This is a genomic window from Arthrobacter sp. 147(2020) (assembly GCF_013116715.1).
Lineage (GTDB): Bacteria > Actinomycetota > Actinomycetes > Actinomycetales > Micrococcaceae > Arthrobacter_D.
This window is the reverse complement of record NZ_JABFOM010000003.1, coordinates 38,592-52,563: the sequence shown is the minus strand read 5'-3', so window position 1 is coordinate 52,563 and position 13,972 is coordinate 38,592. Positions and strand designations below refer to the sequence as shown.

Annotated in this window: 9 protein-coding genes; 8 read left to right on the top strand and 1 reads right to left on the bottom strand. The window is 62.4% G+C overall.

Features of this window, described 5'->3' with window-relative positions; all coding sequences use genetic code 11:
• The first annotated feature begins 56 nt into the window (after positions 1-56).
• The 6 genes from HMI58_RS03700 (at position 57) to HMI58_RS03675 (ending at position 9,336) form a co-directional block, all read left to right on the top strand.
• On the top strand, positions 57-869 hold the full coding sequence (locus HMI58_RS03700) for an aldo/keto reductase (protein WP_171618198.1): 813 nt from the start codon (positions 57-59) through the stop codon (positions 867-869).
• Positions 870-1,062: 193 nt separating this feature from the next.
• A complete protein-coding gene (locus HMI58_RS03695; RefSeq protein WP_171618197.1) occupies positions 1,063-2,529 on the top strand; it encodes a glycosyltransferase in 1,467 nt (488 codons plus the stop codon).
• Between the two features lie 163 nt (positions 2,530-2,692).
• A complete protein-coding gene (locus HMI58_RS03690; protein ID WP_171618196.1) occupies positions 2,693-4,420 on the top strand; it encodes a glycosyl hydrolase family 18 protein in 1,728 nt (575 codons plus the stop codon).
• Between the two features lie 338 nt (positions 4,421-4,758).
• Positions 4,759-6,537, top strand: coding sequence for an ABC transporter family substrate-binding protein (locus HMI58_RS03685; RefSeq protein WP_171618195.1), 1,779 nt, complete (start codon positions 4,759-4,761; stop codon positions 6,535-6,537).
• A gap of 211 nt (positions 6,538-6,748) precedes the next feature.
• On the top strand, positions 6,749-8,290 hold the full coding sequence (locus HMI58_RS03680; protein ID WP_171584020.1) for an ABC transporter permease: 1,542 nt from the start codon (positions 6,749-6,751) through the stop codon (positions 8,288-8,290).
• Positions 8,287-9,336 (top strand): ABC transporter permease, encoded by a 1,050-nt coding sequence (locus HMI58_RS03675; RefSeq protein ID WP_171584021.1) that lies wholly within the window; start codon positions 8,287-8,289, stop codon positions 9,334-9,336. The genes HMI58_RS03680 and HMI58_RS03675 overlap by 4 nt, the downstream gene beginning before the upstream one ends.
• 64 nt (positions 9,337-9,400) lie before the next feature.
• Here the strand turns inward: HMI58_RS03675 and HMI58_RS03670 are convergent, their stop codons facing one another.
• Positions 9,401-10,030: a PH domain-containing protein gene (locus HMI58_RS03670; protein WP_171618194.1), complete on the bottom strand. Its 630-nt coding sequence runs from the start codon at positions 10,028-10,030 to the stop codon at positions 9,401-9,403.
• Positions 10,031-10,110: 80 nt separating this feature from the next.
• On the opposite strand from HMI58_RS03670, the gene HMI58_RS03665 reads away from it, so the two are divergent.
• Positions 10,111-11,934, top strand: coding sequence for an ABC transporter ATP-binding protein (locus HMI58_RS03665; RefSeq protein WP_171618193.1), 1,824 nt, complete (start codon positions 10,111-10,113; stop codon positions 11,932-11,934).
• A gap of 189 nt (positions 11,935-12,123) precedes the next feature.
• Positions 12,124-13,905 (top strand): BCCT family transporter, encoded by a 1,782-nt coding sequence (locus HMI58_RS03660; protein ID WP_171618192.1) that lies wholly within the window; start codon positions 12,124-12,126, stop codon positions 13,903-13,905.
• The last annotated feature ends 67 nt before the right edge of the window (positions 13,906-13,972 follow it).

The window sequence follows — 13,972 nt, the reverse complement described above, 5'->3', positions numbered from 1 at the left end:
TGGTTTGGTTTCCATCACACCTCGCTAGTTGATGGGCCTGGTTGTAGCGTTGGCGAGTGATTACTTTTCCGAACGGCACTGTGGTTCCTGCTCTGGGGCAGGGAACGTGGAACCTGGGTGACTCTCCTGCCAGCCGGAGTGCTGAGATCCGGGCGCTGCGCACAGGGATTGATCTGGGTCTGACCGTGATCGATACCGCCGAGATGTACGGTAATGGGCGCAGTGAGGACCTTGTCGAAGAAGCCATCAGGGGTAGGCGCGATGAGGTTTTCCTGGTGAGCAAGGTCCTACCCTCGAACGCCTCCGCAACAGGAACGATCAAGGCCTGTCATGCAAGCCTGGGCCGTCTGGGCACTGACTGCCTGGATCTGTACCTCCTGCATTGGCGGGGGAGATTCCCGTTCGAGGAGACCGTCGCAGCGTTCGAGTCCCTGATCGAAGAGGGCTCGATCCGTGCGTGGGGTGTGAGTAACCTCGACACCGACGAGCTCCGGGGTTTGCCTGAGGGATGCCAGACCGATCAGGTGCTGTACAACCTGACCCGTCGCGGTCCGGAGTTCGACCTGATGCCATGGTCCGCTTCGACGAAGATGCCCGTGATGGCCTATTCACCCGTGGAGCAGGGACGACTACTCGGTAACCCGGATCTGACACAGATCGCAAGCGAGCTGGGCGCGACGCCTGCGCAGGTCGCACTGGCGTGGACGATGCGCACCGGCAGCGTGCTCGCGATCCCGAAGGCTTCGACCGCCGAGCATGTGCTCGAGAACGCCGCCGCCCGCGACCTCCACCTCAGCAACACCGATCTTGAGCGCCTCGATCGCGCCTTCCCGCCGCCGACACGCCCAGAACCCCTCGAAATGCTCTGATACACGAAGCCCAGGACGGCGAAGAATGTTTCGATGTCGTCGATGTCAGCACAGGGCAACAAGGATCGTGCGGGGGTTAGACACGTCTGCACGCTACGCGGGTGCGAGTCGACGATCCTGGGTTGCAGAAGGATCGCGGTTGGCCCGATCGGGAAACAGGCCACAGAGTAAGGACGACTGCTAGCCTCTCCTCATGCGTAAGTCGTCGGCACGTGGACAGACCACCGAAGCCGGTGAGCGTGTCCTGATCCTCTCCGCGGGGGTTGGAGCAGGTCATAACAGCGCGGCGGCGGCAGTGCAGCAGGCGTGTGCGGGGCGAACCGACATCGCCGAGGTCCAGGTGCTGGACGTGTTGCAGGTGAGCAGCGTGCTGTACCGGGCATTATTGGGAAAGGGCTACTTCGTACTGGTCGAAGGCTTGCCCTGGTTGGTCGAGTGGGGTTACGACATGACTGACCCGCCGTTCAGGCGCCGCGGCCCGATCGACCCGTGGACACGAGCGAACGCTGCCCCGGTGATCGGTGCCATTAAACGATTCCGGCCGACGGCAATTGTGTGCACGCATTTCCTTCCGGCCCAGTTGCTGGCCATGCTGCTCCTGCGTGGCGTGACTGATGCCCGAACGGCTGTTGTCACCACTGACTACGACTTTCAGGGCCTCTGGCTCACAGGAGCATTCCATTCGCTGTTCGTGGCCCGGGAAGAGGCAAGGGTGGAGTTGATGGCACTCGGCCTTCCCTCCGATCGCGTGGCAGCCACGGGCATCCCGATTACCCAACACGTCACTGACCCATCGACCCTCACACGCGGTACCGACCGGCCCCCGAGGCTGCTGATCTCTGCTGGTGCGAGCGGCGGGGATTACGCTGTCTCGGTGGTGCGGCAGACCATGCACATGCGCTCGCCGTTCACTGCCACGATTGTCTGCGGACGCAATGATGCCCTGCGGCAACGCATCGAGCAGGTGGTCGCGCCGGCAGGGGATCGCTACCGCGTGCTCGGTTTTACTGATGAGATGCCGCAGCTGCTTCGCGGTGCCGACCTTTTCATTGGCAAACCGGGTGGGCTGACCGCGTCGGAGTGCATGGCAGCAGGGTTGCCGATGGTGCTGGTGAACCCCATCCCCGGACAGGAAGTTCGCAACGGAGATTATCTGATGGAGCAAGGCGCAGCCGTCCGTTGCAACACCGGTGCAACGATCGGCTGGAAGATCGATGAGGTGCTGCGAGAGCCCGGTCGCCTGCAGCGGATGCAGGCGGCGGCGCAAAGAACGGGTCGCCCTGACGCTGCGGCGGACGTGCTGACCGGTCTGCTGGATGGGCCGAAACGTCCGTTGGTCGTCACCCGCGCGGCGCAGAAAACGATTTTAGCCACGAGTGAGAAGCGCCTGGTTGCAACCGATCTGACGGGGCCATCCGCTTTGGTTCGCCTCGTTGACTCAGTGGCCGGAAGCACGGTCGCGCTGCTGCGGTCTGAGGAACGGGATGATCTTGAGCAGCGATACTCTACTGGGCGCGGAGATCTGGTGCTGCGCCGCAGCAAGGCGCCAGCCTGGCCGCAGCGGGAGGAACAGCGCCTGCTCCGCGCCCTTCTACGGGGTGACAAAGAGTTGCCTGTCCGTGTCGAAGCGCTGTCCGGTCGGTCGTCATCCAGGGAATGAGCGCAAACTACCCGGACGCACTGACGCACTGACGCACCAAAGAACCAGATGCAGATTGCCCGCTGCCCTGCGACGTGGATGAAAGAGCACCGCAATCCCCTCCATCCAGTAGCCTAGGAGAGCCGCTGCCTGCCGGTGCTGGTCTCACATGCCGGAGGAAAGAATGAAACGAGTGCGCCCGCGCCGATCCCTACGGATCGTCGCCCTGGCCGTCGTCGCCCTGCTGGGAATCAGCGGGATCGCCGGCTGTTCCTTCGAGGGTTCCCCGGAGGGGTACAGTCCCGACGATGCTGACACCGCCCCCGCTCTCATTAACGGGTACCGGACCGTTGGCTACTTCCCTCAGTGGGGGGTCTACGGGCGCCAGTACACGATGAAAAACCTTCAGGACTCGGGTGCTGCCGGCAACCTGAGCCACATCAACTATGCCTTCGGCAACATCCACCACGAGACCCTCACCTGTTTCCAGGCGAACAAGGCTCAGGAAAGCGGCCCGAATGGTTCGGACGGCGCATCCGATGCCTGGGCGGACTACGGCATGGCCTACGACGCTGCCACCTCGATTGCCGGCACACCGGACACGGCAGAGCAACCGCTGGCCGGATCATTCAATCAGCTGCGGCAGTTGAAAGCAGCCAACCCGGGGTTGCGTGCGGTGATTTCGCTCGGCGGATGGACCTGGTCAAAAAACTTCTCCCGCGCCGCAGCGACCGACGAATCCCGGAAAGCCCTCGTCAGCTCCTGCATTGACCTGTACATCAAGGGAAACCTCCCGGTTATCGAAGGCAGGGGAGGGGACGGCGCCGCCGCTGGCCTGTTCGACGGCATCGACATCGACTGGGAGTGGCCGGGCACCGACAAGGGGCTCGAAGGGAACGGGGTGGACACCGAGAACGACGCCGAGAACTTCCGGCTGCTGCTGCAGGAGTTCCGGAAACAGCTCGACGCCTACGCCTCGACCACCGGCGCCTCCTACTCCCTGAGCGCCTTCCTGCCCGCAAATCCAGTGGTAATCGAAGCCGGCGGTTGGAATGACCCAGCACTGTTCGAGTACCTCGACTTTGGAAACATCCAGGGCTACGACCTCTGGGGGACCTGGGAGCCGGGTCTGACGGGACACCAAGCGAACCTCTTCGACGACCCGGACGATCCACGGGAGGACGGTGAACGTTTCTCAGTGGACCGGACCGTGAGCGCTTATCTCGACGCCGGAATCGATCCCGCCCAGTTGGGTCTTGGCCTCGCAGCGTTCGGCAGGGGCTGGGTGGGCGCTGACTCCGCCGATCCCTGGGGTGCAGCTACCGGCGCGGCACCGGGTGGCGAGGAGCCCGGCCTCGAGGACTACGACGAACTGCTTGAAGTGGGCGAGGAGTTCACCGACTCGACCCTGGGTACGGCCTGGCGGTTCGACGGCGACCAGTGGTGGAGTTACGACAACCCCGAAACCGTGCGGCTCAAGAGTGACTACATCCTGGAGCGGGGGCTTGGCGGTGGAATGTGGTGGGACCTGGCAGGCAACCGGGACGGTTCGCTCTTCGCGGTGCTGTCCGATGAACTGCTTAATGCTCCCGGTGGCCCAGCCCGTGACCGGGTAATGCCCGAGCCAACAGCGCAGCCACCCAGTCCGACGTCCACACTCGGCACGCCGACGGAGGCCCAGGATCAGGCGGCCCAGGGCGCGCCGGCGCCGGGCACAGAACCGGACTCCGCCCCTTCGCTGTCGGCAGATGAGGCCTCAGACCTTCCACCCGTACCGTGGGACGAAAACGAGGTCTACACCGAGGGCCGACGCGTGGTCTTCGAGGACAGGGTGTACCGGACCCAGTGGTGGACCCAGGGCGATGTTCCTGGCGCTGAGCAATGGGGCCCGTGGCGGCAATCGGGCGACTGAACGGCTCCCGGGCATCCCTTATATAGGGGTGTCCCAGGGATGAGTTGAATGAGACCTTATATAAGGGATGAATTAGCCCTGTTGTGATTGAACTGAACCGCCCTCAAGCACCTTCGCGCACCTGAGGGAACAACTGGGAATCAGCTGTGTGATCGCTGGAAATAAATTTGGTTGCATCTCGGTAACAACCCGGTTGCGATGAGGGTTAAGACACCTGACGGCAACAATTAGCACTTAGGCTTCTAGTCATGTGAGGCACGCCACTCCTCTCGAGGGGGCGTGTCAGCTCTTTGTAAAACCACATTGAGCTATTTCCAGAACATGAAATAGGAGGCGGAATGCGTTTCGGACGTACTTCCAAAGCTGTGGGAGTCGCGGCAATCGCTGCACTTGCACTCAGCGCCTGCGCCAGCACAGACAGCGGCGAAGGCAATTCTGACCCAGACGCGAGCGGTGACACCGGCGCCTCAAGTGGCGGCGTAGTCAGCGTTGCCGAGGTAAACCCGTTTACCTCGTTCAACTCAGACAGCGCCACAGGCAATGTGGACATCAACGGCAAGGTCAGCTACCTGACCAAGTCGGGGTTCAACTACATCAACGACCAGCTTGAGGTTGTTCCCAGGGAAGAGTTCGGATCCTACGAGATCGTCTCCGAGGATCCCCTGACGGTCACCTACACCGTGAACGAGGGTGTTGCCTGGTCCGACGGCGAGCCCATCGACGGTGGGGACCTCCTGTTCTCCTGGGCCGTCAGCTCCGGCTACTTCGATGATGCAGACGCCGAAGCGGAAACCGGCACCACGTACTTCGCTGCGGCGAGCACCGCTGGTCTGGATCTGTCCCTCCTCCCCGAACTGGGTGAAGATGGCCGTTCAATCACCATCGAATACACCGAGCCCTACGCTGACTGGGAAATCGCCTACGGCGTGATTGACACCCCAGCCCACGTGGTTGCCACCCAGGCCGGTCTGGCCGACGAAGATGCCCTGATCGAACTCATCCAGAACACCCCTGAGGGTGACCCGGAGGATCCCCAGGAGCGTCCCGAACTGCAGTCCGTTGCCGATGTCTGGAACACAGCGTTCGACACCACCACCCTGCCTGACGATCCAGCCATGTACCTGTCCAGCGGACCGTACATCGTTGACGCAATGGTTCCCGACCAGTCGATGACCCTCGTCAAGAACGAGGACTACAACTGGGGCCCCGAGACCCAGCTCGACGAAATCACCATCCGCTACATCGGCGACGCTACTGCCCAGGTCCAGGGCCTGCAGAACGGCGACGTCGACGTCATCCAGCCACAGGCATCCGCCGACACGCTGGCGTCACTCGAAGCCCTTGACGGCGTCAACATCTTCGAAGGCGACGAGCTCTCCTTCGACCACCTTGACCTCAACTACAGCGGTGTCTTCGAAGACGAGAACGTTCGCAAGGCGTTCATGATGACGATCCCACGCGACGCCATCGTTGAATCAACCATCCGTCAGCTCGACCCCGAGGCTGATCACAGGGATTCACACATCTTCGACGTCGGCACCCCCGGCTACGAAGCTGCGACTCCCGTAAACGGCTCGGAAATGTACGACGAGGTTGACATCGAAGGCGCCACCGAACTGCTCGACGGTGCTACTCCTGAGGTCCGCATCATGTACAGCGTTGACAACCCCAACCGCGTTGACGCCTACACCCTCATCGCTGAAAGCGCCGAGCAGGCAGGCTTCGTGGTTGTCGATGGCGGTCTCCCCGGCAACGAGTGGGGCGCAGCCCTTGGTACCGGCACCTACGACGCAGTCATCTTCGGCTGGGTCAGCACCGGCGTCGGCGTCACCGGCGTTCCGCAGCTCTACGGCTGTGGTTCGGCATCCAACTTCAGCGGATTCTGCGATGAGGAAGCTCAGGCCGCTATGGACGAGCTGATCGTCACCACTGATGAAGCCGAGCAGCAGGAACTCCAGACCATCGTCGACACCCGTCTGTTCGACACCGGTTACGGCCTGCCACTGTTCCAGTCGATCGGCATCAACGCCGCCAGCGACTCCATCGAAGGCGTCGGCTTCAGCCCGACCCAAGAAGGAATCTGGTGGAACTTCTGGGAATGGACAGTCGCTGAGTAACTCGGCCACACCCACGACCTAATGTGCTAGATCCGAAAGCGCTGGGGCCGGACCACTGGCCCCAGCGCTTTTCTAGTGCCTGAAGTACCCCGAAGTCGTGCCGAGGTAAGCGATTGGGATCTCCCAAATATCGGCTACCTGTTAGGTGCATTACACTTTTGCCACAACGCCGGGTGATCCCCGGAACCTTAACATTGAGGTTATAAACACTATGGTGACCTACATCGTCCGGCGCTTAGTTGCCGCCGTGCTCATCCTGCTGGGCGCATCCTTCATCGTTTACATGCTGACCGCAGCATCAGGCGATCCGTTGGCCGACCTGCGCGAGAGTAACGTCCCCAACCGGGACACACTCATCCAGCTGCGGACAGACCTCCTGAGTCTGGACGTCCCCGCCCCTATCCGGTACTTCGAATGGCTGGGTGGCGCAGCGAGTTGCCTCATCCCCTTCGCCGCGACCTGTGACCTCGGCAGCAGCATCGCCGGTATTGAAGTAACCCAATTGCTCGCACGGGCGATGGGCCAGACCATCCTCCTGGTCACCGGCGCCACCGTACTGGCGATCCTCATCGGCATCTCGCTGGGCATCATCACCGCCCTCCGGCAGTACAGTGGCCTGGACTACGGCGTGACCTTCATGGCCTTCCTCTTCTTCTCCCTCCCCATCTTCTGGGTGGCGGTCCTGCTGAAGGAATACGGGGCCATCGGTTTCAATACGTTCCTTGCCGATCCCAATATCTCCCTCACCGCCATCGTCATTACCAGCCTGGTGAGTGCGTTCATCTGGTATCTGGTGGCACGTGGAACGCTCAAGAAGCGATTGATCGCAGCCGCCGCCGGATTCGCCTTCGCAGCTGCCATCCTCTTCTTCCTTGACATCACCCAGTGGTTCAGCTCCCCAGGGTTCGGCCCAGTGGTGATTGCCATCGCCGGCGTCGGCATCGCCTACGGCATTACCCTCCTGACCGCAGGGCTCAAGAACCGCAAGGCCCTGTACTCGGCGCTGATCACCGTCGGCATCGGCCTCATCGCCTACTTTGCAGTCCAGCCGCTCCTGGATCTGGCCACCCCACTGATGATCGTCATTCTGGCCATCGTTACTGTGCTGGTCGGTGTGGCAGTCGGCTACTTCATGGGCGGCTATGACCGGCGTCAGAGCATGAACGCAGCCGGGCTGACAGCGTTCCTCATGGGATTCACTATCCTGCTCGACCGCTTCATGCAGTCCTGGCCGCTGTACTCGGACAACAACCGGATCCGTGGCAGGCCAATCGCCACCCTCGGTTCGTCTACTCCCAACCTTGACGGCGACTTCTGGATCATGGGTATCGACACGTTCACCCACCTGCTGCTTCCGACCATCGCCCTCATGCTGATCTCCCTGGCTGGCTACAGCCGCTACTCCCGCGCCTCAATGCTGGAAATTATGAATCAGGACTACATCCGCACCGCCCGGGCCAAGGGCCTGGGGGAGCGCACAGTGGTCATGCGGCACGCCTTCCGCAACGCACTCATCCCGCTGGCCACCCTTGTAGCGTTCGATATCGGCGGCCTGATTGGCGGCGCCATCATCACCGAGCAAGTCTTTGCCTTCAGCGGTATGGGCCAACTCTTCATTGGTGCTCTAGGGCGCGTTGATCCGAATCCCATCATGGGAGTCTTCCTGATTACCGGCATCCTGGCCCTCGTCTTCAACCTCGTTGCAGACCTGGTCTATTCGGTACTTGACCCACGAGTGAGGGTAAAAGCATGAGCACGAGAGCAGAGAACAAGAAAAAGCGGACCCCGGCGAAGGACGACTCGATCGGCCTGAGTCAGGGTCAGATTGTCCGGAAACGGTTCTTCGGCAACTCCGCAGCCGTCGTCAGTATGGTCGTCTTTGTCTTCGTGGTCCTCATGGCCTTCACCTCGATCGGGTACGCAGGAATTCCGGGCTGGTGGAAGTGGAACTACGTTCAGACACTGCCGTTGGCTACCCCCAACGGCGCGCCCACCTGGGTCCTGCCGTTCGACTTCGGCGATCACCCCTTCGGACAGGACCGTGTCGGCCGCGACCTGTTCGCGATGACCATGCGGGGTACCCAGCTGTCCCTGATCATCATGTTTATCATCGGGATCCTCGGAGGCATCCTCGGGGTCATCATCGGTGGAGTCTCCGGCTACTTCCGCGGTTGGGTCGAATCCGTGCTGATGCGCTTCACTGACGTCATCATCGTCATCCCGCTGATCATCCTGGCCGCCGTCCTGGGCAGCGTGGGCAACAACCTCACCGGGAACGGTACGTTCCTGCGGACCATTATGGGCGGCAGCGCTGGAGTGATCCTGCTGGGCGTCTTCGTAGGACTCATTATCTGGACCGGGCTTGCTCGACTGGTCCGCGGCGAATTCCTCTCCCTGAGGGAGCGCGAATTCGTCGACGCGGCCCGGATCGCCGGTGCGTCCGATACGCGCATCATCTTCAAGCACATCCTGCCCAATGCGGTCGGAGTCATCATCGTCAACACCACGCTGGTGATGGCTTCGGCTATTCTGCTTGAATCCGCGCTGTCATTCCTGGGCCTCGGCGTACGGGCTCCTGACATCTCGCTGGGCAGCCTGATCAGCGACAACCAGCAGGCGTTCAATACTCGCCCCTGGCTGTTCTGGTGGCCGGGTCTCTTTATCATCCTGATCTGTCTGTCGATCAACTTCATCGGTGATGGACTTCGGGATGCGTTCGATCCCCGGCAGAAGAAGTTCAATGCCAAGAAGGCAGTGCACTCAGGCGACATTTCCGATCCCAGCCGTCCCGAGGCCTAAGGTGCCCGGACGCAGGGTTCACCCGGTGGGTGCGGCAGCGGCACAATTGCGCCGTACCCACCGGTTACACCAGGGAGAAAGCGATCACATTGGCGGCGATCAGCGCGGCAGCGCACCCGATCGCAATCCAGTGGAAGCGGGACGTGGCAACTGTTGTGTCAGTGGCGTCGGCGTCAACCAGGCCGCCATCGACCAGCGCCGCCCAATGGGTTCGTACCAGGAAGGCTGCCGCTCCCGAATCCGTGTTCTTCAGGTCTCCCGGCCGGATCGACTGGGCCGGGCCGTAAGTGGACTCGGGGAGTCCCTGAACGTGCTCGGGCTTGCCCCGGTGGGTTCCCCAGACACCGGGCGCTGGGGCCGCCCACGCGGTATGGCTGCCACGGGGAGTGACCAGGGTCAGGGCGAACTTTGTGTCGACATGGATGAGCGCCGCCCACGGCACCGAGATGGATCGCAGCGGGTTATTGAGCGTGACCGCATCGTCGGCGACGACTACCGACGGATACCAGAACAGCAACCAGCCGAAGTAGGCCAGGGCGAGCAGGGGCCACGCGGACACCAGGCCCTCGACGCCGTCGCTGACAACGGACAGCACAATGCCAATCCCCGCCAGCACCCAGGTCAGGGACGCAAACCACTTGCCGAACCGGGGTTTGAACACAACGGGGCTGGCGACATCACTCGGGCTACTCATACCCATATAGTTTCAGGATTCCGGGCCAGGCCACTAATCACCAGAATGTGGCAGGCCACGGGCGGAAGGAAAGCAGAATCATGACCGACGGCGTCATCATCAACTCGGACTCAGGGCAGACCCCACGCAGCGACGTGCCGGTGCTGGAGGTTAAGGGCCTCAGCGTTGACTACGGTGTGGACAAGGTCTGGGTGCCCGCTGCCATTGACCTCAACTACGAGGTCAGGGCCGGTGAGGTACTGGCAATCGTCGGTGAATCGGGTTCCGGCAAGAGCGCCAGCTCGATGTCCCTGCTGGGGCTGCTGCCCGAGAACAGCCGTACCTCCGGCAGCGTCAAGCTCAATGGTAAGGAAATCCTCGGCCTGACGGGGAGCAAGCTTCGCCAGATCCGCGGCCGCGACGTCGCAGTGATCTTCCAGGAGCCGATGACGGCCATGAACCCGGTCTACACGATCGGTTTCCAGATCGTCGAGACCATCCGGTTGCACAACGAGATTTCACCCGAAGAGGCGAAAGAGCGTGCCCTGAAGCTGCTGGACATGGTTGAACTGCCGGATCCGGACAAGGCCTTCAGGTCCTACCCGCACCAGCTGTCCGGTGGGCAGCGGCAGCGCGCCATGATTGCCCAGTCGCTCTCCTGCGACCCGAAACTCCTGATCGCTGATGAGCCCACCACGGCTCTCGACGTAACGGTCCAGGCGGAGATCCTCGACCTGATGCGCAATTTGCGCAGCAAGCTCAACAGCGCCATTGTGCTGATCACCCATGACATGGGGGTCGTCGCCGACCTCTCCGACCACATTGTGGTGATGAGCAAAGGCAGGATCGTCGAGGCGGGCACCGCAGAGCAGATCTTCCACAACCCGCAGCACGAGTACACCCGCAAACTCCTCGCGGCGGTGCCCCACCTCGGGCAGGGCGGAGATGGCACCGAGGAAGTCGACGTGACCGCTGCGCTGGCCGCCGCCACCCACACCGAGTTGCGCGCGGTGGACCACGACGAGCTCATGCGCCGCGAGCGCGACAATCAGGCCAAGCTCGACGAGGCGGAACGCGCTGCTGACACCTCGCGGGGAGCAGCAGTCCTCAAGCTCACGGATGTGGCGATCGAGTACCCCAAACAGGGCCGGGTCCCTGCATTCCGCGCAGTGGAAGGGGCGAACCTCGCCATTTACCCGGGAGAGATCCTCGGTCTGGTGGGGGAGTCGGGGTCAGGAAAGACCACGATCGGCCGTGCCGCGGTGGGCCTCCTGCCCGTTGCGGAAGGTTCCCTGACCGTGACCGGCAAGGAGATCTCCAATGCCAGCCGCAAGGAACTCTTCGAGTTGCGACGCAACGTGGGGATGGTCTTCCAGGACCCTTCCTCCTCGTTGAACCCCCGCTTGCCCCTGGGTGAGAGCATCGGGGAGCCCATGTTCCTCGCGAAGGTAGCGAAGGGTGCTGACCTGCAGAAGCGGATCGAGACTCTCCTCGACCAGGTGGAACTGCCGCGTGCCTACCGCAACCGGTACCCCCATGAGCTGTCCGGCGGCCAGAAGCAGCGCGTGGGTATTGCACGGGCGCTGTCCCTGAAGCCCAAGCTGCTGGTCGCTGATGAGCCGACGTCGGCGCTCGACGTCTCGGTGCAGGCCACCGTGCTGGAGCTGCTGAAGAACCTGCAGCAGGAACTTGGTTTTGCCTGCCTGTTCGTCACCCACGACCTCGCCGTCGTCGACCTGATGTCCGACCGCATCTGCGTGATGCGGCGCGGCAAGATTGTGGAGCAGGGCACCCGGGACCAGATCCTTCGTCGGCCGCAGGATCCGTACACCCAGCGCCTGCTGGCAGCGGTGCCACTGCCCAACCCCGAGAAGCAACGCGAACGCCGCGAGCTGCGGGCGAAACTCCTGGCCTCAGCCGAGTAATCCACTCGAAATGCCGCTGACGACGGCGGTCCATTCCCTACCGGAATGGCCCGCCGTCGTTCATGTGTTAAGCGGGACCTTATGCATTAGTAGCTTTACTTCTGTAGTGTGGAGTAGGCCCTACCGCCTAATCGGCGGTGTGTCAATGGTCATTCTCCATGAAAACGCTATGAATGAGGAGTAACTCGAATGTCCCTCAGGTCCGGAAATCCGGCAACCGATAGTCCACCCGGCGAGCCAGGCGGCCACCCCACGGACGGAAAACCGCAGCCGGCCTCGCGCCTGGCGAAGTCAGTGTTCTATCCGGCTGCTGCGCTCATCGTGGTGTTCGTGGGCTTCGCCCTCCTATTCCCCTCTACGGCAGCCGAGGTCTTCGGCACCATCCAGACGAACGTCATCAGCGGGTTCGGCTGGTACTACGTGGCAATCGTCGCCATGTTTGTGGTGTTCTCCCTCTGGGTCGGCCTGAGCCGCTTTGGGGATATCCGGCTCGGCAAAGACGAGGATCGTCCCGAGTTCTCACTGATGTCCTGGTTTGCGCTGCTTTTCGCCGCTGGCATGGGCATCGGTCTGGTGTTCTGGGGTGTCGCCGAGCCGCTGAACCACTTCGCTGCTCCGCCTCCCGGTACTGAAGGTACCGGCATTGAGCTGGCCCAGCAGGCCCTCACCCAGACCTTCCTCCACTGGGGACTGCACGCGTGGAGCATCTACGTTGTGGTGGGCCTTGCCATCGCCTACGCGGTGCACCGCCGCGGCCGCCCGATCTCCATCCGCTGGACCCTTGAGCCACTGCTGGGCGACAAGGTCAAGGGCAAATGGGGCGACGCGATCGACGTCGTCGCGCTCGTCGGCACGCTCTTCGGTGTCGCCACTTCCCTCGGACTGGGAGTGCTCCAGATGTCGGCTGGTCTTGATACCGCCAACATTGTCGAGGCAACCAAGTTCACTCAGGTCGGCCTGATTCTTTGCATCACGGCGCTGACCCTGGTGTCGGTGATTTCCGGTGTCGGCAAGGGCATGAAGTGGCTCTCCAACACCAACCTGGTGCTGGCCGGCGTCCTCTTGCTGTTCATCCTCTTCACTGGCCCCACCCTCTTCCTCCTGCGGGAGTTCATTCAGTCGATCGGTAACTACCTGCAGAACGTCGTCGGACTGACCTTCGACACCCTGGCCTTCGCCGGAGCCGACGGCGAAGCCTGGCAGTCCGCCTGGACTACCTTCTACTGGGGCTGGTGGATTTCCTGGGCCCCGTTCGTAGGGATCTTCATTGCCCGCATCTCCAAGGGCCGCACCGTACGCGAGTTCGTCGCCGGCGTCCTGCTGGTGCCGACCATGCTCACCTTCCTGTGGTTCTCGGTCCTCGGCGGATCAGCCCTCTACCGCGAACTGTTTGGCCAGGGCGGCCTCGTGGGCGAAGACGGAGCAGTGGATACGAACAACGCCCTGTTCGGGCTACTCACCGAGCTACCCGGTGGGCCGATCCTGCTGATCGGCGCGATCATCCTGATCGCCATCTTCTTCATCACCTCCGCGGACTCCGGCGCCCTGGTGATGAGCATGATCTCCACGGGCGGACACCCGGACCCGAAGAACTGGGTCCGTGCCTTCTGGGCCATTGCCGCCGCTGCGGTGGCAATCGCCCTGCTCCTCGTGGGGGACGATGGGCTTGCCTCGATCCAGACCGCCGCGATCCTGACGGCACTGCCGTTCAGCGTGGTGATGATTTTCATGTGCATCTCCACGGCCAAGGCGTTCCACGACGAGCACCAGCAGTTCCTGCGCGCCCAGCGGCGCCAGGCCCGCAACGCCCTCGCCGATCAGGTCACCGATCAGGTCAGCGAGAACATGTCCGATCGGATGGATCAGCAGATCCATGATCAGCTCAAGGACTACCATCTCGAGGAAGCCCCGGCCTCCACCGGCACCAGCTCCACCCGGCGCTGGAAGCTCTCCCGCTCGAAAAAGTCTTAGACTCCATCGGGCCCTCCTGCGGCTTGATCTAGCGCAAGAAGCACCTGCGGTCCGTCCTTCTGGGGCG